This window comes from Clostridium carboxidivorans P7, assembly GCF_001038625.1.
GTDB lineage: Bacteria > Bacillota > Clostridia > Clostridiales > Clostridiaceae > Clostridium_AM > Clostridium_AM carboxidivorans.
In genome coordinates, this window is record NZ_CP011803.1 from 3,842,143 (window position 1) to 3,866,524 (window position 24,382).

Genomic DNA, 24,382 nt, shown 5'->3' on the forward strand with positions numbered 1-24,382 from the left:
CTTTATTTAATAAACATTGCATCTCCAAAGCTAAAAAATCTATATCTTTCTTTTACTGCTGTGTCATAAGCATTCATTACATTTTCTCTTCCAGCTAATGCGCTTACTAACATTATCAATGTAGATTCTGGAAGATGAAAATTAGTTATAAGTTTATCTACCATTTTATACTTATATCCTGGATATATAAATATATCTGTCCACCCTGATTGTTCTCTTACTTCTCCTTCATCATTTCCTATAGTTTCTAAAGTTCTGCAAGAAGTAGTTCCTACTGCAATTATACTTTTTCCATTTTTTCTTGTTTTATTTATTATATCCGCAGTTTCTTTAGACATAGTATAATATTCTGAATGCATATTATGATCTTGTATATTTTCAACTTTAACTGGTCTAAAAGTTCCCAGTCCTACATGTAAGGTTAAAAATGCTATATTTACACCTTTTTCTTCTATTTTCTTTAATAGTTCCTCTGTAAAATGTAATCCTGCTGTAGGTGCAGCAGCTGACCCCTGTTCTTTTGAATAAACAGTTTGATACATTTCCTTGTCTTCAAGCTTTTCTTTTATATAAGGAGGAAGAGGCATCTGTCCTAGTTTGTCTAATACTTCTTCAAATATTCCTTCATACTCAAATTTTACAATTCTGTTTCCATCTTCTTCAACACTAACTACTTCTGCCTTTAATTCTCCATCACCAAATACAAATCGTGTTCCAACCTGTGCTCTTTTTCCTGGCTTAACAAGAGTTTCCCACTTATCCTTGTCTATTCTCTTAAGTAGCAAAAACTCTATTTTCCCTCCTGTATTCTCTTTACTTCCAATAAGTCTTGCAGGAAGTACCCTGGTATCATTTAATACTAAACAATCTCCTGGTTCCAAATAATCAATTATGTCCTTAAATATTTTATGTTCTATTTCACCAGTATTTTTATCTAATAACATCAACCTTGCTTCATCTCTTTTTTCCAATGGGCATTGTGCTATTAACTCCTCTGGTAAATAAAAATCAAAATCTGTAACCTTCAAAATATCTACTCTCCATTTCTTATTCTTATGTTCTATCCTTAAATATTGATTGCTGCTGTACTGTTTTAGCACATTTTTTACTTCTATTCAAATGCTTATATGCGCTATCTGATGCAACTCTTCCCCTAGGTGTTCTTATTATAAATCCCTTTTGAAGAAGATAAGGCTCATAAACATCTTGAATAGTATCAAGTTCTTCTCCTATAAAATACGCCAAAGTTTCTAAACCTACTGGTCCACCTTTGAAGTTATCTATTATGGCTGTTAATATTTTATTATCTATACTATCAAAGCCTTCTTCATCTACATCTAAAAGTTCTAAGGCAGCTTTAGTAACTTCCAAATCTACTAGTCCATTTCCTTTAACATCTGAGTAGTCCCTAACTCTTTTTAAAAGTCTGTTAGCTATTCTAGGAGTTCCTCTTGATCTACTTCCTATTTCCAGTGCTGCATTTTCTTCTATTTTCACACCAAGTATTTGGGCAGATCTTACTATAATTTCTTTTAATTCATCATTCTCATAAAACTCCATTGGACACATTACCCCAAATCTATCTCTTAGAGGAGAAGTCAAAAGACCAACCCTAGTAGTAGCTCCTATCAAAGTAAATTTAGGCAAATCCAATCTAATAGACTTAGCAGCAGCACCTTTTCCTATAACTATATCCAAAGCATAGTCTTCCATTGCTGGATATAGTATTTCTTCTACATTTCTACTTAATCTGTGAATTTCATCTATAAATAACACATCATAATCATTGAGACTTGTAAGTATTGCAGCTAAATCACCAGCTCTTTCTATAGCAGGACCCGATGTGACCTTTAAATTGCCTCCCATTTCCGTTGCTATTATGTTAGCCAATGTAGTCTTACCTAATCCTGGTGGACCATATAACAATACATGGTCTAAAGCTTCTTTTCTTTTCTTTGCTGCTTCTATAAAAATTTTTAATTTTTCTTTTACCTTTTTTTGTCCAATATATTCATTAATTCTTTTAGGTCTTAAACTATATTCATTTTCCGTATCTCCAACTATATTTAAAGGTGTAACAATTCTATCTTCTTCATTCATAAAATTATCACCTTCCTAACCCATTAAAAATTTTAATGCATTTCTTATTATATTCTCTACAGAATCCTTTTTGTCTATAGTATTAATAGCTTTGTTGGCTTCTTTTTCAGAATATCCTAATGCTACAAGTGCTTCCAATGCTTCTGAACTATTCCCTGCAGTTTCATCTATTTCAATAGTATCTCCTTGTGATATATCAACATCTTCTGGTTTCACTTTATCCTTAAGCTCAAGTATAATTCTTTGGGACATTTTCTTTCCTATACCCGGTGCTCTAGTAATAAGTTTTTCATCACCAGATAAAATTGCATACTTTAAATTGTTAACGCTGCTTATAGATAAAAGTGATAATGCAGCCTTTGCACCTACACCATTTATAGACAAAAGCAAATTAAACATACTCAATTCTTCTTTTGTCAAAAAACCATAAAGACCTATAAAATCTTCCCTAACTATTTGCTGAAGATAAAGCATTATTTCTTCATTTATTTTGGGAATTTTAGCCAGAGTACTTCCTGAAGTATATATTTTATAGCCAATGCCATTATTTTCAACTACTATGTAATCTTTATTCATTCCTGCATAGGTTCCCCGTATATACTCATACATCAAAGACGTCCTCCAATTTCTTAAATTTTAAATCAAACTTTAGTGTAAACTTAACATATATTACTTTACCATTATACTTAATTTAATTCAAGAAACAAAGAATATTATCCACTAGAAAACGCCTTAAAGACTATTACTCATAGTCTTCAAGGCGTGCCTCTGCATCTTCCCTTGTATTACACTGGAAATACTTATCCCCTTTTGTTAAAAGTTCTATGTCTGCTTTTTTTAATCTATCAGTTTTTATGTCTGTTACATCTCTTTTTTCATCTTCTATAAACATATTTCCATCTTTATCAGTTTTATATATAGCAATAAATCCATCTTTTATACCAACTACATACTTATTTGGAGCATATCTATCAAATTCTTTCACAAACACTACTTCTGAAGATTTCATACTTTCTAAACTATATCCTTGTCCTTTATACACTTGATTTAACTCACTTTTTTTCTTACCTGCTAAATTACCAGCACTCTCTTCTTTTTCAGTTATAACTTCACCACTTTTAATATACTTTTTCTCGAATATTACCTTTGCATTTGGCGAAAGTGAAGTGTTCATATTAGAGTCTACGGTCATAGTTTTATCTATATCCTTACTTTCATTTTGTACTTTATATTTGTCTTCCTTCAAGTTTGTACTTTTCAACTTATTTATACACAAATAATAGCTCAAACTAAAAATTGAAATAGTTAAAATTACAAGTAAAACAGTTCTTATCTTTTTTCTATTATTATTAATAAAATCCATAATATCCCTCCTACAAGATATTATGGACACATTGCAAAGGTATTATTCAAAAAACTGATTTTTTTCTTCTCTATATCTTATTATTCTACTCCCCAGTTATCAAATTTATCTATTAGCCATTTATCACCTTCAAAACTTAAAACAGCATTTGAGTAGGATACATCCTGCTTGCCAAAATAATATCCTTTTAAAGAAACATATACTTTATTGCTATCGTACTTTTTATATGCAATCTGAGAATTTTGAACTATAAGTCTAGGTGCTAGATTTCCATATCTCATGTACCATTTACCATTTACATTAGTGAATACAAAACTCACCATATTTTTTATAAAATCATCTGTATAGTAATTGTTTAATCCATAATTTTTATTCAAATATTCATATATAGAACTGTATTTACTAAAATCCTCTGTTACCTTAGCGTAGCTTATTCCTGCTATGTTAATGTACGAACTGCCATCCACATTAATTTTTAGCATATTTTTAAAAGCTTCATCTCCAGTAAACAACAACATTTTGATAGAGTCATCAGAAATAACAGGCTTATTTTCTAAAGTATATTCAATATCGTTACTTATGCTTCCTGTACCACCAAGTAAAATTAATTTACTATAATTACATTGGTCTAAGTATTGTTTTTGAGATGCTATATTAACCCCATCTGTTAATATTATAGGAGCATTTTTCTTTGCTGCTAAAGCACTGCCAGACAAAGCATCAGGAAAATTTTCTCCACTGGCAATAACTGCAGTATCTGAAGATAAGTTAAAATATTTACAAACATCTAAGGATGTTTCGTATCTATTCATTCCAGCTATTCTTATTATATTATTATCATTTAAGGATGTAACAACTTCTTTTAATTGGTTAACCACATTGTTACTTATAGAACCTTCGCCGCCAATAATAAATGCTTTAGCTGGTTCTATATCTTTCAACATTTCTTTTGTTTGGTCAGATAATTTTGATGAGTCACTCATTATAATTGGGTAACCTTTTGATGCAGCAATACTAGATACACTTAAAGCATCTGAAAAGCCAAGGCCATTAACAATAATCACTGGTGTATTCTTTTTTATATTTAAGAAATTCACAATTATACGATTTGTATCAAACCTATCAATTCCACCTAATCTTTTAATATTATCATAACCTATTGAATTGAGGTAATTTTCAAATTTTCCACTTACTGATGCTTCTCCACCTAATATATAGATACTGCCATCAATTTTCAACTTACTTTTTATAAAATTAATAGTACTTTCATTGGAACTATTGTCTTTACTTATTAGTAAAATAGGTGCATCTACATTTTTTGAAAGCATACAACCAGCTAATGCATCTGGAAAATCATCTCCGCTTGCAATAATAACACTTTCTAGCTTATCATTATTATAGTTATTCGTTATATTCATTGAAGTTTCATATCTAGTTGCTCCATCTATTCTATTTACAGTATAGTTAGTTTTAGCATACACTAAGCTTCCTGACACTATAAATATGGCTATCGTAGTAAATAGAGTTATAATTTTTTTCACTAAACTACCCCCTCAAAATATAATAAAAAATCATGAAGATTATAATATATTATATTTATAGTATTTGGGAATTAAAAAAATTACATAATAAAATTATAGATACCAAATATCTTTTATACTATATTTTTTACTCAAATAAAATAAATATGTGAATACTTTACTTATAAAAAATTAATTATATATTTAAAATTATCTAAAAAGGAGGTACAAAATTAATTGTACCTTAAAGGGGGGTATTACTTAGAATCATATATTTAAAACCTATATAAAAGTAAATTACTATATAGCATTATTAGTTAATAAATACTTTTACTTATTAATATTATACAGAATTTTCAGTATATTTCAATTATTTTCATTCGACAAATAGAAATTATACATATTCACTACTTAATACACTTTTTCATTAATCAAATTAATAACATAAGAACACCTTTTTATATTGGCATATACCAATATAAAAAGGTGTTCGAATCGCACATCTATAATGTAAGATCTAAAATTTAAACATATATCGTAATCCATCAATTTTAGCTTTACCAAAAATCCTATTAGCTCTTTATTCTTCCCATCCTTCAGGGAACTCAGCATTGTGGTAAACGTCCTGAACGTCTTCGTCATCTTCTAAAGCATCAATCATTTTTTCGAACTTAACTACTGTTTCTTCATCAATTGCAGTATATGTATCTGGAATCATTTTTACTTCAGCTTCTAAGAACTCAAGTCCATTAGATTCTAAAGCTTCTCTTACTGTTCCAAAATCTTCTGGTGTAGTTGTTACTACAAAAACTTCATCTTCTGCTGCAAAATCTTCTGCACCAGCATCTAAAGCCATCATCATTAATTCATCTTCGTCTTTGTCATCTGTTTTTTCTATAACAATTTGACCCTTTTCTTGGAACATAAAAGAAACACATCCTGTAGAACCCATGTTTCCTCCATTTTTTGTAAATGCATGTCTTACATTGGCAGCTGTTCTATTCTTATTATCTGTCAATGCATTTACTATAACAGCAGTTCCTGCTGGACCATAACCTTCATAAACTACAGATTCGTAGTTTACTCCTTCCATTTCTCCAGCACCTTTTTTTATTGCCCTTGTTATTGTATCCATAGGCATGTTAGCAGCTTTTGCTTTTGCTACAACATCTCTTAACTTACTGTTAGCATCAAGATTTGATCCTCCCATTTTAGATGCAATAGCAATTTCTTTTCCTAATTTAGTAAAGATTTTACCTCTTTTTGCATCTGCTTTACCTTTTTTAGCCTGTATATTATGCCATTTTGAATGTCCTGACATATTTATTTCCCCCTAACTGGTTATATATTATTTTAAATTATTACTAAAAATCACATAATAAAGATTTTAAGTCTGATTTATAAAATACCTAAAACATTATATCATACAAAGACTTATAAATTCAAACTTAAAATATCATTTTTCTTCACTTTACAACAATAATTATACTAAATATCTTGTTCTTGAAATAATCTATTTTCTTTCTTAAAGTAGTAGCTTTCATCTCCTATTACAACTTCACACTTGCCATTAGTGGCTTCTATTACAGAGGATTCTACTGTTTTTAATTTAGAAACATCACAATACATTATAATTTTAACTTTATCTGTATACTCTATATTTTCTATATGCCATAAATTTTGTTCAAATAAGTATTGAACTTTTCCAAGCATATCATATTCTATAAATATCTCTAATACAGATCCTTTAACCTTTTCAACTATAGTACCTTCATCTACTGCCATAGCAGCAGCCTTTGAATATGCTCTTACAAGACCTCCCTTTCCTAAAAGTATACCGCCAAAATACCTGGTAACCACTATAACTACATCTGTTATCCCATTTTTCTTTATAACTTCTAAAACTGGAATTCCTCCTGTTCCCTGAGGTTCTCCATCATCACTATATCTTTGTATGCCCATGTTTTCTCCAATAACATAAGCATATACATTATGTCGTGCTTCTTTCTGTTCACTTCTTATTTTATCTATAAATTTTTTTGCCTCTTCCTCTTCATATACCCTTTTTATATGGCCTATAAAAATAGACTTTTTTTCCTCGAACTGCGTACTTATTTCATCCTTTATAGTAAAATAACCCAATCCCAATCACTCCTTAACTTGCAAATCCGCTTCTGCCAATGTTTTAAGATACTCTTCCGACACCCTTTTTATATAATCTTTTTCTGCACTTTTATAAATTTCTTTAATTTTACCTAATGCCTTTTGACTTTTAATTTTAATTAATGATTTTATGGCATACATAACTACTTGTGGATTTTCATCTTCTAATTTTCGTATTAGTATATTTTCACCAGCCTTATCACCTATCTTACCTACAGCAGAAACTGCCATTCTTCTTACATTTACATGATTATGAACAGAAGCTTTAATTAAAATATCTAATACTTTATTATCTCCTATTTCTCCAAGAATCCAAACAGCATTTTCCTTATCCTTAGTCTTCATATCTGCATAATCACATCTTATATAATCTATAATTTTACTTTTATTTTCTTCACTTAATCCTTTTAAAACTTCTATTTTATCCAATTTTCCAGATGATGATATAGTTTTAAAAAGCTCCTTCTCATTATCACTTTTAGCTAGTATTCCATATTTAATTTTACCATCTAATATGTGTTTTTGAACTGTTTCTTTTGATAAGCTTCTTATTTTGCATAAACATTCAATGGATTTACCTTCTAAAAACAAAAAATAAGTTATATCCTCTTCTGTATATGAGTTAATTTTAGACCACTCTATATTAATCATACCTTTTTTCATGATGATACTCTCCTTTGTTATTCCAGCAATTCATTTATTATGCTTAAACCTTTTTGCATAGCTTCCTCATCTGTTTGTGAGAAACTAATTCTAAAATATTTTTTACCTTCTGAAGGACTTTTATAAAACAAAGTACCTGGGGTAATTAACACCTTTTTATCTTTAGTCTTTCTAAACAATTCAATAGAATCAACATATATAGAATCTTTTATTTTCAAATAGAAGTTAAGGCCTCCCCCTGGACTTATAAAATCCACTTTATTTTCCAAGTGTGATTTTATACACTCCTCCATCAATAAGTACCTATTTTTATATATGTGATTTAAATTATTCATATAATCTTTCCACAATCCCTTTTTTATATATAAATCTAAAGCTCTTTGCATAAGACTAGATGTGGATATATCTGTATTTATTTTTGAGTTTTCAATACTCTCTTTAAATTTCATAGGAGGTATCAAATATCCTATTCTTATACCCGGTAAAAATATTTTTGAAAAACTCTTTATATATATTACCCTATCATTTTTATCCAAACTTTTAAAGCTTTTATATTTTATACTATGATCATAAATTAATTCTGCCAAGTAATCGTCTTCTATAATGTAAAAGTCATAAATCTCTGCTAAATTTAAAATTTGTTGTTTCTTCTCTATACTATAGCTCATTCCTGTAGGATTTTGAAAATAACTCATAGTGTAAAAACACTTTATATTATTCTTCTTCAATATTTTTTCAAATTTATCTACATCTATGCCATCTTTTCCTATAGGAACTTCATATATATTGGCTCTTCTCCACTTAAAAACAGATAAAGCACCACTATATGTAGGCTTTTCAACTATAACATTATCATTGGTATTTATAAGAGCCTTAGATACTATATCTATCCCCTGTTGAGCTCCTGATACTATAAGTATATCATCACTTTTAATTTTTTTATTCCAGAAAACTTCACTTATACTTTTCCTCAGTCCTTCATATCCCAGTGCTTCTTGATATATAAGAGCTTCCGCACCATCCCTATCCAATACTTCATTTAATACATCCTTAAAAGATTGTACCGGAAAAAAATCATTACTTGGAGTTTCACCAGTAAAATCTACATATTCCTTTACCATTTTTCCAGATATTTTTTTTAAAGCTTCTGAATATTCCTTTTTAAAATTTTTAGTTATATCTTTCTTTTTAGCATAAGTTCCACTTCCCATTTTCTGTACGGCATATCCTTCGTTTTGAAGTCTTTTGTATGCATTTACTATTGTTACATTATTAACATTTAGAAATTCTGATAAAGACCTTATTGATGGCAGTTTTTCTCCATCTTCAATTTTATTTATATCAATTAATCTTTTTATATGTCTTGTAATAGTTATGTATTTGGGAATTTCCCCTTGCATGCTTACAAAATACTTATCCATAATGGCACTTCCTTATAATTTCATATAATTAAAAATAAACGAACTTAAATTTCTCTTTACCTAAAACTTAAGTTCGTTTATGCATTCTCTAATAATAAAATTTTATATAAAGTATACATTCTCCTTAAATAAAATTTCTCCTTTTTCGTTTTTGTAATCTCTATTCTCTCTTTTTATTAAATTTTTTCTCCAAAGCTTATCTAATATTTCTTCCATATTTATGTCATAGTTATAAAACAGTTTATCATTTTTTATGTTTTCAGCACTTAAGAAACTGTCTTTTTCTCGCATATAATTTATTAATACATTGCTCAAGTTTCTTAGAGATCCATCCACATTTTTTTGTAGATATTCTAAAATATGATTTATAGTTTCTTCTTTATTAGCTTTATTAAAGAATAACTGATCCACGCATTTCTTAAAATCATCATTTAAATTAATAGCCATAGTAACTGCATCTTTGCTTATCATATATCCTGAAAAATTGACATAAAGTCTTGCATATTCCTCCACACAGCGCACTGCAGCAATATATGATGTATATATACTATCATTGTGCAAATACTTTTTGCATACACCTAAACTTTTTAACAAGCTTCCTAAATACACCATATTCCATATTTCTCTATCTAAATCAGGGTAGTATCTACCATTGTCGTATTTAGTAGTAATTTGTATGTCTTTAGAAAATACAAGTCTGGATGAAGCAAGTATTCTGTGTATAAATCCACCCTTCAAATCCTCTTCATATATTTGCAGAAACTTACTCTTACTCATTAATTTAATATGCACCGGAACTTCTTTTTCTTCTGTATATATATTTTCTATATCCGGATTTTTCTTGTCTAATATAACAAAAAGATCTATATCAGATTCATCCCATAAGTCACCAGTAACCATACTTCCAAATACCATAACTGCAAGTACCGAATCATTTGATTTTAATCTCTCAATTATATTATTAAACGCTTTCTGATATTGTGCAATGCTCTTTTCCATTTGCTATCTGACACCCCTTTAAAAATTAGTAAAATCAAAAAAGTTAATTAAATTAGAATTTAATAAAAATTTAATTTTTTTCTTATTATATAATAAATTTCAGTATAATTACAATACCAGAAAACGTTTATGAATAATTTCTTTAAGTATTTATAGATTAATTTTAGAAATTTTTATTCTTTTTATACTATTGCATTCTGTACATTTAAATAAATGGACACAATAATTAATTCCATCATTTATATCCAATTGACAGGCATAAGAATCTGTATAGTCTTGTACTCTTCCCATATCCTTCATGGTACCCTTACACTTTTCGCACGGTAAATTTATTACACTTAGTCCATTACATATAGGACATACCTTCTCCAATAGCTTTCACTCTCCATTTGATATATTTTTACTTAAATCATATACTTTTCACATCTATTATAAACTTCATCATCTGCTAAAGCACAGATATAAGTTCCATCTTCCCTATATTCTTCATCCTTTACCTTTGAATTTCTATGCAAAAATGCTACCATAGATTGGTCTGTATAAGGTATAAGGTATTCTGCCTCTTTTAATGTATATGGTAAAAGTTTACTTACTTCCTGAAGCAATAAATCCAAATTATGCTCTTGCTTTGCAGAAATACATACAACTTCTATTTTGTTATACTTTTCTTTGATTTCTTCTATTCTCTCCTTAGATGCTTTATCAATCTTATTTAGCACTAACATCATAGGCTTGTTATTTACTCCTAGCTGCCCAAGAACGCTATTTACTGCATCTATCTGTTCTTCTACGTAATCTGAAGATATGTCTACTACATGTAAAAGCAAGTCAGAATAAATAACCTCTTCAAGTGTAGATTTAAAAGCCTCTACCAAATCATGAGGAAGCTTTCTGATAAACCCAACTGTATCTGTTACGGTAATTATTCTACTATCTGAAAGTTCTATAGCTCTAGTAGTTATATCTAATGTTGCAAAAAGCATATCCGCTTCAAAAACCTTTTCCTTATGAACAGCCTCCTTAGGCATAGCAATCTCACACAGCTTATTTCTTAAAGTAGATTTACCTGCATTTGTGTATCCAACTAAAGAAACCTTTTGTAGTTCATTTCTTCTTTCTCTTTGTGTTTCCCTTACTTGCTTTATCTTCTTTAATTCCTTAATCAAATCATAAATTTTTTCTCTTATATGTCTTTTATCTGTCTCAAGCTTTTTCTCTCCTGGACCTTTAGTTCCTATACCTCCACCTGTTCTAGAAAGCACTGTTCCAAGCCCAGATAGCCTTGGTAATCTGTATTTCAATTGTGCAAGTTCTACTTGTATTTTTGCTTCTCTACTTCTTGCTCTAGTTGCAAAAATTTCAAGTATCAATGTTGTTCTATCTATGACCTTTGCTCCTATATTTTCTTCTAAATTTCTTACTTGCGAAGCTGAAAGTTCATCATCAAAAATGATAACATTAGCAGAATATCCCTGCCTTAAAAGTGCTATTTCATCAACCTTTCCCTTACCTACATAAAAGGCACTATCTATTATGCTTCTTTTTTGTAGAACTTTATATACAACTTTTACATTACATGCTTTAGCAAGTTCTTCAAGTTCATCTATACTTTCTTCACTTTCCACTCCAACTAAAATAGCTCTTTCACTATCATCGTCAATTATATTTTCATCTTTTATTATATCTTCAATATATTTTATTCTATCTAATATATTAAACTTAATTCCAGCATCTATGCTAAGAGGTTTTGTTGATTCTGCTACAAATAAATCATTTTCTATACCACAAAATCCTAAAGTCATATCTGTATATTTATTATCTTCAACTCCAATAGCAGTAATACAATCCAATTTAAGCTTTATAAGAGCAGATATATCTATGGCTGAAAGTCTTGAATTACCATTTGGATGTGTGTGTATTATTCTAACTTGTGATAACTTTCTTTCTTTTATATCTATTTCAGGAATTTCTACAGTACTGCTATCACCTATAGCTACACTTATAACTGTTCCTTTTCTATTTATACCTACACTAACTTCTCTATTAAGATACGTTGTAACATCACATAATAATTCTATTAATTCTTCAGTACAAATGCTATCCTTAGGCATTTTCATTTCATAAACTTTTTCTAATCTTGCTAATATAGAACTTTTAACACCTTCTATATTTCCATATATCATCTTCATCACTCCATAATCTTATTATTTCTATAAATTATAAACTTATCCCTGCTTATCATTATATATACTTACAATCCTTTTACTTAATTTAAGTAATTTTCTAACAATATAAGCGTATACTTGACAACTTTCATATAATTTTATACTATAAAATCAACGTTGTAAATATGTATAAAGTTGGAGGATCATAATGGAAGACAAAGTAAAAAAAATACTAATCAGTAAAGAAAAAATAGCTGATAGGATACATGAATTAGGTAAAGATATAACTAAAGAATACAAAGATAAAAATCTTTATGTTTTATCACTTTTAAGAGGAAGTTTTATATTCGCTGCAGATATAGTAAGAGAAATAGATCTTCCTACAAAAATAGGCTTTATGACAACTTCAAGTTATGGCCATTCTGAAGTTTCTTCTGGATGTGTAAAAGTTGTAAATGACATCCAAGATGATATTAAAGGCTGTGATGTCCTTATTGTAGATGATATAATCGATACAGGTATAACAATGGACTTCGTAATAGGTCATATAAAAGCTTTAGGTGCTGCCAGTGTTAAATGCTGTGTTCTTTTAGATAAACCTGAAAGAAGAAAATTAGAATTAAAACCTGACTTTTGCTGTTTTGAAATTCCTGATGTATTTGTAGCAGGTTATGGATTAAATTATGGAGACTATTATAGAAATATTCCATATGTATTCAATTGGGAATAAAGGTTTCATAATTTAAAATTTGAATTTTCTTTTTTAATTAAGAGTTAAGAATTAATAAATCAAATTATTTATTATTAATAATTTTAAAAATAATGAACAAAAATTCGCTAATGTGAATTTTATTTTTATTTTATTATAAATGAAAGTTTTCTTAACTCTTAACTAAATAATTAAGAAAGTTATGTTTATATTCTATTCATTCTCTGTTTATAGGTTTAAAACTTACATTATCTAATCACAAATTTGTAATAGTACCTAGAATCTCATAAGCTATTATTATCTCCGAAATAGGTACTTCTTTTTTAACACATCTGCTTTTATCATAAAAATATCACCATCGTTATCCTTCTACATATTAATATACTTGTGTTATCAATTTGTTAACAATATATTGATATAATATCTAGTATAATTATTAAAAAAAGTATAATATATAACTTGCATAGTTTTATTTTTAGAATTAAACGTTTTTTTAATATCTATATTTTAAAATTATATTCTACATTATATAAAAAATTTATTTGCTTTAAAAATTTGCATTACTATAATCATTTTTAAAGCGATTATTGGATTTTTTTTCTAAATTAAAGTTATATTTCATTAATATTTTAATTTATGTTATAATAATTTAAAATTATTAATTTCAAAACTAAGAATTAAGGAGGACAATTATGAGCCAAAGGCGGAAAAAAGCTGTTTCGAAAAAGCCTCATTCGAAAAATGCTTTTAAGACTACGCTGATTACTGTATTAAGTTTATTTATATTAGCATCTGTTGCCTGTTTTGGAGTAGTTTTAGCTATAATACAAAATGCTCCTCCATTAGATGTAAAGCAAATTTTAACTTTAAACGAACCATCTATTTTATATGACAATAAAAAGCAGTTCATGGATGTAGTTGTAACAAATGAACAAAGAACTGTTATAAAAGATAAAGACATACCTCAAAATTTAAAAAATGCCTTTGTAAGTATAGAGGATGAAAGATTCTATAAACATGGTGGTATAGATTTAAGAAGAATAGCAGGGGTAGCACTTATAGATGTAAAAAATAAAATTAAAAGGCAACCTGGAGTACAAGGAGCTTCTACTATAACTCAGCAATTACTTAAAAACACACTTTTATCCTCTGAAGTAACCTTTAAGAGGAAAATTCAAGAGATGTATTTATCAGTACAACTTGAAAAAGAATTAAGTAAAGATCAAATACTTGAAGCCTATATGAACACAATATATTTAGGTGGAAGAGCATATGGCGTAGAAGCAGCTTCCGAACAATATTTTAATAAAAAGTCAAAGGATTTAAGTTTAGTTGAATGTGCTTTTATTGCAGGAATGCCACAAAGTCCTTCTGTATATTACCCTTTTTCTACTTCTGCGAAAAAAAACCCTTCAGTTTACTTAAATAGAACTGGAACTGTATTAAAAAAAATGTATGAAAACGGATATATAAATGAAGAACAATATAATGGTGCTATAAATGATTTAAACAATAAAAAGCTTGCTTTCCAACCTCAAACTCAAATTAGCAATAAACTTAATTTTGAGTGGTACACTCTTCCAGCCATAGATCAAATTAAAAAGGATTTAAAAAAGCAGTATCATTATACTGATACTGAAGTTCAACATCTTCTTATGTATGGTGGATTAAAAATATATACCTCAATGGATAGAGATATGCAAGCAAGTACTGTAAGTGCTATAAATTCAGATAGCATAATTGGTGCTTCTTCAGATAAAAATGGTATAACCCAACCTCAAGCTGCAGCAGTAGTTATGGATTATCATTCTGGAGAAGTAAAAGCAATTGTTGGAGGAAGAGGTGATCAACCTCCTAGATCCTTTAATAGGGCTGCTTCTGATAATTATTTGAGACCTTCTGGATCCAGTATAAAACCTTTAACAGTATATTCTCCTAGTATTGATTCAAAGCAGAGCACAGCAGCTACTGTTATAGATGACTCTGCACTATCAAATGATCTTGCTCAAAAGTATGGTTCTAATGGAACTCCTTACTACCCACAAGATGATGATCAATCGTTTATGGGTAATATCACTATAAGAACTGCAATAGCCAAATCAAGGAACTTAGTAGCTGTAAAGCTAGAGGACTTAATTGGTTTAAAAACAGGTATTGAATATGCTGAAAAATTTGGTTTAACATTAGATGCTCATGATAAATCGAGTATAGCTGCTTTATCTTTAGGAGAATTACATCATGGTACCAATCCATTAACTATGTCTGCAGCTTATGGCGTTTTTGGAAACAGTGGTAATTATACTGCTCCAAAGCTTTATACTAAGGTTTTGGATAGAAATGGTAAATCAATTTTAGAAAATAAGACTTCAACAAGAAAAGTACTTTCACCAGAAAGTGCATATATAATGTATGACTTATTAAAGGGACCAGTAAGTCCTGGAGGAACAGGTACAAGTGCTAGTTTCGGAAGCATGCCTGTAAGAGGTAAAACTGGTACTTCTGGAGATAACAAAAACTTTTGGTTTTGTGGCCTTACTCCTTACTATTCAGCTGCAGTATGGATAGGAAATGATGATGCATCTGTTTGTGAGAATGGTTCAAGTAACAAAGCTGCTGCTATATGGAGTGCTATAATGCAGCCAGTACATGAAAATCTATCTACAACTGATGTACAAATGCCATCTGGAGTTACTACCGCAAACATTTGTGAAGATTCGGGTAAATTAGCTACATCTTCATGTTATGGTGATCCTACAGGAAATAAAACTTATAATGAGTTCTTTATACAAGGTACCGAGCCTTCACAGTATTGTAATTATTCACACTCTGGTTTTAGAAATAATCCTTTTTTCAATCGTGATGATAATAAGGATAAAAACAATACCAATAATAAGTCTGCCGATACCAATAAAAATAATAACAGTAATACTACTAATAATAACAATAACAACATTAATAATGGTACTCAAACTAACAATGAAAATACTAATACACCTAATACCAACACAGACACCAATAACAATGGAAATAATGTTATAAATCCTAAAAAACCTACTATAATAAATTAAAAGCGAGTAACTCGCTTTTAATTTTTTTTCAAATAAAACTTTCTTTCTTATATTATTTTCATGAATAAGCAGTCATTTCAAAATATCAGATTTTCAGCGCCTATCCAAATAAAAAATAGGATACAAATTGTATCCTATCCGCTTAAATTTTCCCTCATTACTTTCAAAACTTTTTTTTCAATTCTTGAAACTTGTACCTGACTTATTCCAAGCATTTTTGCTACTTGTATTTGAGTTTTATCCTTAAAGTATCTAAGCATAATAATTTGTCTTGATTTCACATCTAAATTTTTTAAGGCTTCCTTCAGTGCTATTCTGTCCACTATTTCACTATCTCTATCACTACTTTCACTTAATTTGTCAATAAGTAGAACAGGTGCACCATCATCTTGATGTATAGTATCATATAAATATTGAAGACTATTAGAGGATTCCATAGCAAATATAATGTCTTCTACACCTATTCCTGAATACTCAGATAACTCTTCAATAGTTGGCTCTCTACTAATCTGTTTTGTTAAAGCTTCCTTTGCATAATGAAGTTTTTTCGCAGTGTTTTTCACACTTCTACTTACCTTTATCATACCATCATCTCTTATGAATCTTTTTATTTCTCCTAAAATCATAGGTACTGCATAAGTAGAAAATTTTACGTTATATTTTTCATCAAAGTTATTAACAGCTTTAACCAAACCCATGCATCCTATTTGGAATATATCTTCATATTCATATCCCCTGTTTAGAAACTTTTTACTAATAGCAGAAACCAAAGGCAAGTTAACTTCTATTAACTTATTTAATGCATCCTTATTTCCATTTCTAGCATACTTTATGAGTTCCAGATTGTTCTCATAATTGTAATTTGCTTTTTTTAATGCTTCTTCACCCATATTATCCACCTAACTTAAAGATTTAAATACTTTCTTCATTATTAATCTTGTCCCTTTATTTTTCTCAGAATTCACTTCTAAACTATCCATAAATGTTTCCATTACTGTGAAACCCATACCAGACCTCTCTAAATCTGGTCTTGATGTATACAATGGCTGCATAGCAAGCTCTATATTTTCTATACCTGCTCCTTCATCCTCAACTATTACTGTAAATTCTTTGTCCTTAATATAAGCCTCAATTTTTACTATACCTTCTCCTTTTTCATAACCATGAATAATAGAATTAGTTACTGCTTCTGATATTGCAGTTTTTACATCTGCTATCTCTTCTATGGTAGGATCAAGCTGTGATGCAAAAGCTGCTACTGCGACTCTTGCAAAACTTTCATTTTCTGATTTGCTTACAAATTCTATTTTCATCATGTTATCATACATTTTTTAATCCCCCCGTTATATATTTTCAACTGCTTCTTCAATATTTTTATAAAACTTAATTATTTTAAATATTCCAGATAACTCAAATACCCTTTTTACTGATCCATCCGCTTTTGTAATACATATATTTCCTTTCTTAGACATCAATTTTTTATATCTGCCTATAACTACACCAATTCCTGAGCTGTCCATAAAATTAACATCTGAAAAATCCATTATTAACTTTCCAATATTATCTCTGTCTAGTCTATCGTCTATTTTATTTCTTACTTCCTCTGCACTATGATGATCCAATTCTCCAGACATATGAACTATAAGTTTACCATCCTTACTTTCAAATTCCAAATACATATTATCTCCGCTCTACTAAGATTAATTTAAATAATATCTACTTGCCAAAGTAATCTTAGCGTTAAAGGCTTTCCTTTAACTTTAATTTACCATACTGCTTTTATGGCAATTTACAGTATGACTGCAAATTATATTTTAAAACAAATTTACAGTATATGCATACTTGCATAGTCTGAGCAAGACATTCTTACCCCCCTTCTCTTTTTTAATTTTCTTTGGAATAACTTTAAAAATTATATCACACACCTAATTAATATTCTCTATTTGGAATTATTTTCCTCCTAGTTTTCTTATATTTTTATTATTTATTTTTACCACATTATACATTTTTATACATACCAATTGTCATTTTATAAAATCATTGTTATAATATTATTTGCTAGATTTGCAAATGATATTTTTAATTTGGAGGTATGTATTATGGATATGTGGTTAAAAGAAGGTCAAATAGAAAATGCAGCTATGACCTACAAAATAAAGGAAACCCTTGTTAGAAAAAAAACTGAATACCAGGATTTAGCTATAGTTGATACATATAGTTTTGGAAGAATGCTTTTGCTAGATGGTATAGTTCAAACTACTATAAAAGATGAATATGTATATCATGAAATGATCGCTCACATTCCTCTATTTACTCATCCAAATCCTAAAAAGGTACTTGTAGTTGGAGGAGGCGATGGGGGTGCTATAAGAGAAGTTTTAAAACACCCTTCAGTAGAAAAAGCTGTTCTATGTGAAATAGATAAAGAAGTTATTAATGAATGTAAAAGATTTCTTCCTGAAATAAGTTGTGCATTAGATGATGCAAGATGTGAAATCTTTGTAGGTGATGGAATCAAATATGTTCATGAACATAAAAATGAATTTGATGTAATAATAGTGGATTCTACTGATCCATTTGGTGCTGCTGAAGGATTATTTGGAGGAAGCTTTTACAAAGAAATATATGATTGCTTAACTGAAGATGGTATATTTATAGCTCAAACTGAAACACCTTTTTACTTACCTGAAGTAGTAAAACGTGTTTATAATGATGCAAATGCCGTATTTCCTATAACTAAGTTATTTATGGCAGGTATACCTACTTATCCAAGTGGATTTTGGAGCTTTACTGTAGGTTCTAAAAAACATGATCCAGAAACCGTTGATTTATCAAATTCTATAGATATAGATACAAAATATTATACTAAAAAACTTCACAAAGCTTGCTTTGTATTACCAAAATTCGTTGAAGACTTAACAAAGTAACTACTTATTTACTGAATTTTCGCAAACACAATTCTTACTTGATATAAGCACATTGCGACGCAACTTTTTCAGAGGACAGAGGACAATTGACAGAGGACAGTGAAGGATGATTTTTCTCCGCTTTGCTACGAAAAATCTTTAATTAAATTTTTAATGACCTGTTTCACTAAAGTGAAACAGGTCTGACTTGTATAAACTCCAAGCTTGTTTTGCGTTAGCAAAACAAGCTTTAAAAATAATTAGTTTTCTGGCGCAGGGAGGAAAACTCACTTTCATTGTCCTCTATCCTCTGTCAATTGTCCTCTAAAAAATGCTTCGCATTTTTTTACATTACAAAGTTTAAATATCAATAATTAAGCACTAAAATTTATTACAATATTTAGATAGGTGCCATTTCAAAATTCTTTTCTTTCACTAATCACCATCAATTTCTACATTATTTTAAATAATATAAAAACTGAAAACATGGAATAATAATTTAACTGTTTTTGCATGTATACATTTACATTTATTCACTTTAATAATTTATAAAAATTACAGCTTCTACTTTCAATCTATATATTGCAATGAATATTCATCTGTGATAAAATAGTTACCAACACTCATTTAGTCTGAAAAATGAATTTATTAAAACAAAATTATTCAATTGTGCGTACTACTTACACACTAATATTACAAGGGGGCATTTATCTACTATGAATAAGAATAATTTTCCAGAAAAACAAGGATTATACGATGCTGCTATGGAAAAAGATAGCTGTGGTGTTGGATTTATAACACATATAAAAGGCATCAAATCACATTCTATACTTAAACAAGGTCTTCAAATACTAAAGAACCTAAAGCATAGAGGCGCCGTTGGGGCCGACGCCAATACTGGGGATGGTTCAGGTATTACTATTCAAATACCTCACGAATTTTTTAAAGAAGAGGTTAAAAAATGTAAAATTGAACTTCCTACGCCAGAAGATTATGCTGTTGGAATGATTTTCTTACCCAGAGAACCAAATGTAAGGCTTTTTTGTCAAGGAATTTTTGAAAAAGTATTAAGAGCTGAAAATCAAAAATTACTAGGATGGAGAGAGGTTCCTATTAATGAAGATGCCTGTGGAGAATCTGCCAAAGCTACTAGACCTGTCATTATGCAGGTATTTATAGATAGAAATAATCAACCTGATAAAGTGTTTCGACAACAACTTTTAATAATAAGGAAACAAGTTCAAAATTTAATTGACAATTCTAAAAGGGCAAATGTAGAAAGCTTTTATATTTGCAGTTTATCACATAGAACAATAGTATATAAAGGATTAATCCTAGGCTATAGATTAGAAGATTTTTATTTAGATTTACAAAATAGCAATGTAAAAACTGCAATTGCCATAGTACATGAAAGATATAGTACTAATACTTTTCCATCATGGCAGCTTGCACAACCTTTTAGATATATAGCTCATAATGGTGAAATCAATACTATACGTGGAAATATTAATAAGATGAATGCCAGAGAAGGAGTTATGTACTCAAAAAGCTTTGGTGACAATTTCAAAAAAACTTTACCTGTTATTGAACCTGGTGGAAGTGATTCTGCCTCTCTGGACAATGCTTTAGAATTATTTATTGAAAATGGATATTCTTTAGAGTATTCACTGATGATGCTTATTCCTGAAGCATGGCAAAAAGACTTTTCAATGAATGAAGATAAGAGATCTTTTTATGAATATCATGCTAGATTAATGGAACCTTGGGATGGTCCTGCAACTATTGCTTTTACTGATGGCATCAAATTAGGTGTAATACTAGATAGAAATGGATTGAGGCCAGCCCGTTATATAATAACAAAGGACGACCTAGTTATTATGTCATCTGAAACTGGTGTAGTAGATATTAATTATGATGCTGTAAAAGAAAAAGGTCTCGTAGAACCAGGTAAAATATTTTTAATTGATACATCTAAGCAAAAAATTATTTCTGATGAAGAAATTAAACAATCAGCATATAAATCAAAACCTTTTACTGAATGGATTAAAAGAAACAAACTAACACTTGATGATATAAAACAAAATTGTGAAGCTAAATCCATAAGAACAGAAACTCTATTATTAAAGCAAAAAGTATTTGGCTATACTGAAGAAGAATTAAGAAAAGTACTCGCTTGTATGATTAATAATGGTAAAGAGCCTATTGGATCTATGGGAATGGACATTCCACTTGCTGTATTATCTAATAGACCACAGCTTATATTTAATTATTTTAAACAAGCCTTCGCTCAAGTTACTAACCCACCTATAGATCCTATAAGAGAATCTATGGTAATGTCTTTAACTCAATATATTGGAACACATGGAAGAATTGTTGACGAAGTTGAAACAGAAACAGATAAAAAGTATATTGAACTTAAACATCCTATACTTTCCAATAGTCAACTGGAAGATATTAAGCATCTTGATGATGATGACTTAAAAGCAATTACACTTCCAATTATTTTTGAAACAGACCGTAAAGATGGATTAGAAGAAGCTCTTACTTATCTATGTAAGCGTGCTGAAGAAAGTATTTTAAAAGGCTATAACATTTTAATATTAAGTGACAGAAATATTAATTTATACTATGCTCCAATTCCAAGCTTATTAGCTTTAAGTGCTGTTAATGCTTATCTTATAGAAAAGAAATTAAGGACTTCAGCTGACTTAATAGTTGAAACTGGAGATGCTAGGGATGTAATGCATATGGCTCTTTTAATAGGTTATGGAGCAAAAGCTGTTAATCCTTACATGGTATACTATACTATTTCTAACATGATCGAAAATAAAAAATATATAAAAAATATAAGCAGCATAGAAGAAGGTTTTAAAAACTACTGTAATGCAATTTCTTCAGGTTTATTAAAAATTATTTCAAGAGTAGGTATTTCTACATTGCAAAGTTATAACGGTGCTCAAATATTTCAATGCATAGGATTGAGTGAAAATGTAATAAATAAGTATTTTCCTCATACTCCTACAAGAATTTCAGGCATTGAATTAGAGGATATTTCAAATGATGTTATACAAAGACACTCTTCTCCATATGAAAATGACTCTGATTTAGAGAAAAAGACACATCATATTTTAAATCCTATAGTGGTAAAAAAGCTCAGAAAATTATCTGAAAATAAAGATTATACTCTCTATAAGGATTATTGTGAAGACGTAAATGAAAAAATAGATGAAGCAATGACTATAAGAGGATTGCTAAAATTTAAAAACAGAAAAAGTATACCTTTAGAAGAAGTAGAATCCGTACAAAGTATTCTAAAGCATTTTACAATTTCTGGTATGTCTTTCGGTTCTTTAAGCAAAGAGGCTCATGAAACTATAGCTATTGCTATGAATAAAATTGGAGCTACTAGCAACTCAGGAGAAGGTGGAGAAAATTCTGATAGATATAAATTAAGATCTAATGGAGATGATTCTAAGAGTGCAGTAAAGCAGGTTGCTTCAGCAAGATTTGGAGTGACTACCAATTACCTTGTAAACTGCAGTGAACTTCAAATTAAAATGGCACAAGGTGCAAAACCTGGTGAGGGAGGCCATTTACCTGGAAGTAAAGTAACAGATGAAATTGCTAGAGTTCGTCATTCCATTCCTGGTATAGATTTAATATCTCCTCCACCTCATCATGATATATACTCTATAGAGGATTTGGCGCAATTAATATTTGATTTAAAAAATGTAAATCCGACTGCACGAATTGGAGTAAAATTAGTATCTGAAATTGGTATTGGAACTGTTGCTGCTGGAGTAGCTAAAGGACATGCTGACGTAATCATGGTCAGTGGTCATGATGGTGGTACAGGTGCTTCTCCTATAAGTTCTATGAAATATGTAGGACTTCCATGGGAATTAGGTCTTGCAGAAGTTCAGCAAACTTTATTATTAAATAATTTAAGAAGTAGAGTTACTGTTCAAGTAGATGGAAAATTGAAATCAGGTAGGGATGTTGTTATTGCTGCCTTACTTGGAGCAGAAGAGTATGGTTTTGCTACAACTGCTCTTATATCTCTTGGATGTATAATGTGCAAACAGTGTAATTTAAATAGATGTCCTGCTGGAATTGCTACTCAAGACCCTGAACTTCGTAAAAAATTTAAAGGTACTCCTGAACATTTAATTAACTATTTGACTTTTATTGCACAAGAAGCAAGACAGTTAATGGCTAAATTAGGCTTTAAATCACTAAATGAAATGATTGGACGAGTAGATGTTCTTGATGTAGAAAAACAACTTGAAGGTAAACTAAAAAATTTAGATTTAACTCAAATATTATATAGACCTGAACTTCCATCAAGCATTATAGGAAAACATGTAATTGCTCAAGATCATAAAATAAACCAGGTGCTAGACAAAAAATTAATTGAAATGTCAAAACCAGCTTTAGAAAATGGTATCAAAATTGTGCATGCTTTCAATATTAAAAACACAGATAGAACTGTTGGAGCTATGCTAAGTGGAGAAATTGCAAGAAAATATGGCAATAAAGGCCTACCTGATAACACCATTGTAATTAATTTGCAAGGTTCTGCAGGCCAAAGCTTTGGTGCCTTTCTTGTTAAAGGTGTCACCTTAATTCTCAATGGAGATGCCAATGATTACGTTGGGAAAGGTCTCTCTGGTGGAAAAATTGTATTAATTCCTCATGCAAATTCTTCTTTTGATCCTAAGGAAAATGCTATTGCAGGTAATACCCTACTTTATGGAGCAACCTCTGGTAAAGCATTTATTCATGGAAAAGTAGGCCAAAGATTTTGTGTGAGAAATAGTGGAGCTGAAGCTGTAGTAGAAGGTATTGGTAATCATGGATGTGAGTATATGACTGGTGGAACTGTAGTTATTCTAGGACCTACAGGAAGAAACTTTGGAGCTGGAATGAGTGGAGGAATAGCCTACGTTTTAGATGAAAAAGGCGACTTTATAGACAAATGTAATGGAAAAACCGTAGAAGCAAAACCACTTAATAGTTCTAGAGATATAAATAAGTTAAAGGATCTTATAAGTGAGCATTATCAATGTACCAATAGCGAAAAAGCTAAAGATATCCTTGAAAATTTTGAAGTTTATTTAAAGAAATTTTTAAAGGTAACATCCCCTATTTATGAAAAGCAATTAAATTTAAAAGAACTTGTTCAAGTAAACAATAATAGTTATCCTTCATTTTAATAAAATGTTTTATATGATATCCAAAAATTAGAACAGCAAAAGCTGTTCTAATTTTTTTATAACTATTATTATATTATAAATCATGTAAC

At 29.6% G+C, this 24,382-nt stretch carries 19 protein-coding genes; 4 read left to right on the forward strand and 15 right to left on the reverse strand.

What is annotated here, in order from left to right:
- Positions 1 to 2: 2 nt before the first annotated feature.
- The 12 genes from queA to hflX all read right to left on the reverse strand — a co-directional run bounded on the left by queA (position 3) and on the right by hflX (position 12,412).
- Positions 3 to 1,028, reverse strand: coding sequence for a tRNA preQ1(34) S-adenosylmethionine ribosyltransferase-isomerase QueA (queA, locus tag Ccar_RS17100; RefSeq protein WP_007062451.1), 1,026 nt, complete (start codon positions 1,026 to 1,028; stop codon positions 3 to 5).
- Positions 1,029 to 1,053: 25 nt separating this feature from the next.
- Positions 1,054 to 2,100 carry a Holliday junction branch migration DNA helicase RuvB gene (gene ruvB / locus Ccar_RS17105; RefSeq protein WP_007062450.1) on the reverse strand — a complete coding sequence of 349 codons (1,047 nt, stop codon included), beginning with the start codon at positions 2,098 to 2,100 and terminating at the stop codon, positions 1,054 to 1,056.
- Positions 2,101 to 2,115: 15 nt separating this feature from the next.
- Positions 2,116 to 2,709 carry a Holliday junction branch migration protein RuvA gene (gene ruvA / locus Ccar_RS17110; RefSeq protein ID WP_007062449.1) on the reverse strand — a complete coding sequence of 198 codons (594 nt, stop codon included), beginning with the start codon at positions 2,707 to 2,709 and terminating at the stop codon, positions 2,116 to 2,118.
- Positions 2,710 to 2,842: 133 nt separating this feature from the next.
- Positions 2,843 to 3,463 carry a hypothetical protein gene (locus Ccar_RS17115; RefSeq protein ID WP_007064878.1) on the reverse strand — a complete coding sequence of 207 codons (621 nt, stop codon included), beginning with the start codon at positions 3,461 to 3,463 and terminating at the stop codon, positions 2,843 to 2,845.
- Between the two features lie 80 nt (positions 3,464 to 3,543).
- Positions 3,544 to 5,004 carry a cell wall-binding repeat-containing protein gene (locus tag Ccar_RS17120; protein ID WP_007062447.1) on the reverse strand — a complete coding sequence of 487 codons (1,461 nt, stop codon included), beginning with the start codon at positions 5,002 to 5,004 and terminating at the stop codon, positions 3,544 to 3,546.
- Positions 5,005 to 5,563: 559 nt separating this feature from the next.
- Complete coding sequence (locus Ccar_RS17125) at positions 5,564 to 6,304, reverse strand: YebC/PmpR family DNA-binding transcriptional regulator (RefSeq protein ID WP_007062446.1); 741 nt, start codon at positions 6,302 to 6,304, stop codon at positions 5,564 to 5,566.
- A gap of 167 nt (positions 6,305 to 6,471) precedes the next feature.
- Positions 6,472 to 7,125, reverse strand: coding sequence for a YigZ family protein (locus tag Ccar_RS17130; protein ID WP_007062445.1), 654 nt, complete (start codon positions 7,123 to 7,125; stop codon positions 6,472 to 6,474).
- 6 nt (positions 7,126 to 7,131) lie between these two features.
- The gene (locus Ccar_RS17135; protein WP_007062444.1) at positions 7,132 to 7,809 is read right to left on the reverse strand and encodes a HEAT repeat domain-containing protein; all 678 of its coding nucleotides are present in this window, start codon (positions 7,807 to 7,809) and stop codon (positions 7,132 to 7,134) included.
- A 17-nt stretch (positions 7,810 to 7,826) separates the two neighbouring features.
- The gene (gene pdxR, locus Ccar_RS17140) at positions 7,827 to 9,230 is read right to left on the reverse strand and encodes a MocR-like pyridoxine biosynthesis transcription factor PdxR (protein WP_007062443.1); all 1,404 of its coding nucleotides are present in this window, start codon (positions 9,228 to 9,230) and stop codon (positions 7,827 to 7,829) included.
- Positions 9,231 to 9,332: 102 nt separating this feature from the next.
- Positions 9,333 to 10,229 carry a nucleotidyltransferase domain-containing protein gene (locus tag Ccar_RS17145; protein ID WP_007062442.1) on the reverse strand — a complete coding sequence of 299 codons (897 nt, stop codon included), beginning with the start codon at positions 10,227 to 10,229 and terminating at the stop codon, positions 9,333 to 9,335.
- A gap of 150 nt (positions 10,230 to 10,379) precedes the next feature.
- Positions 10,380 to 10,601, reverse strand: coding sequence for a hypothetical protein (locus Ccar_RS17150; RefSeq protein ID WP_007064875.1), 222 nt, complete (start codon positions 10,599 to 10,601; stop codon positions 10,380 to 10,382).
- Between the two features lie 32 nt (positions 10,602 to 10,633).
- Positions 10,634 to 12,412 carry a GTPase HflX gene (gene hflX / locus Ccar_RS17155; protein ID WP_007061949.1) on the reverse strand — a complete coding sequence of 593 codons (1,779 nt, stop codon included), beginning with the start codon at positions 12,410 to 12,412 and terminating at the stop codon, positions 10,634 to 10,636.
- Between the two features lie 190 nt (positions 12,413 to 12,602).
- Here hflX and hpt point away from each other — a divergent pair, with 190 nt between their 5' ends.
- Both hpt and Ccar_RS17165 read left to right on the forward strand, forming a co-directional pair.
- Positions 12,603 to 13,124, forward strand: a complete 522-nt coding sequence (hpt, locus tag Ccar_RS17160) for a hypoxanthine phosphoribosyltransferase (RefSeq protein ID WP_007061948.1) — start codon at positions 12,603 to 12,605, stop codon at positions 13,122 to 13,124.
- A gap of 671 nt (positions 13,125 to 13,795) precedes the next feature.
- Entirely contained in the window at positions 13,796 to 16,171 is a 2,376-nt protein-coding gene (locus Ccar_RS17165) for a transglycosylase domain-containing protein (RefSeq protein WP_007061947.1), read from the forward strand.
- A gap of 134 nt (positions 16,172 to 16,305) precedes the next feature.
- Here the strand turns inward: Ccar_RS17165 and sigF are convergent, their stop codons facing one another.
- From sigF to spoIIAA, 3 genes are read right to left on the reverse strand one after another with little or no spacing between them, the layout of a single operon-like run.
- Positions 16,306 to 17,061, reverse strand: coding sequence for an RNA polymerase sporulation sigma factor SigF (sigF, locus tag Ccar_RS17170; protein WP_007061946.1), 756 nt, complete (start codon positions 17,059 to 17,061; stop codon positions 16,306 to 16,308).
- A 9-nt stretch (positions 17,062 to 17,070) separates the two neighbouring features.
- Positions 17,071 to 17,499, reverse strand: coding sequence for an anti-sigma F factor (gene spoIIAB, locus Ccar_RS17175; RefSeq protein ID WP_007061945.1), 429 nt, complete (start codon positions 17,497 to 17,499; stop codon positions 17,071 to 17,073).
- Between the two features lie 15 nt (positions 17,500 to 17,514).
- Positions 17,515 to 17,850, reverse strand: coding sequence for an anti-sigma F factor antagonist (spoIIAA, locus tag Ccar_RS17180; protein ID WP_007061944.1), 336 nt, complete (start codon positions 17,848 to 17,850; stop codon positions 17,515 to 17,517).
- Between the two features lie 420 nt (positions 17,851 to 18,270).
- Here spoIIAA and speE point away from each other — a divergent pair, with 420 nt between their 5' ends.
- Together speE and gltB are read left to right on the forward strand one after the other, a co-directional pair.
- Complete coding sequence (gene speE / locus Ccar_RS17185; protein ID WP_007061943.1) at positions 18,271 to 19,098, forward strand: polyamine aminopropyltransferase; 828 nt, start codon at positions 18,271 to 18,273, stop codon at positions 19,096 to 19,098.
- A 695-nt stretch (positions 19,099 to 19,793) separates the two neighbouring features.
- Positions 19,794 to 24,293 carry a glutamate synthase large subunit gene (gene gltB / locus Ccar_RS17190; RefSeq protein ID WP_007064872.1) on the forward strand — a complete coding sequence of 1,500 codons (4,500 nt, stop codon included), beginning with the start codon at positions 19,794 to 19,796 and terminating at the stop codon, positions 24,291 to 24,293.
- Positions 24,294 to 24,382 lie beyond the last annotated feature (89 nt).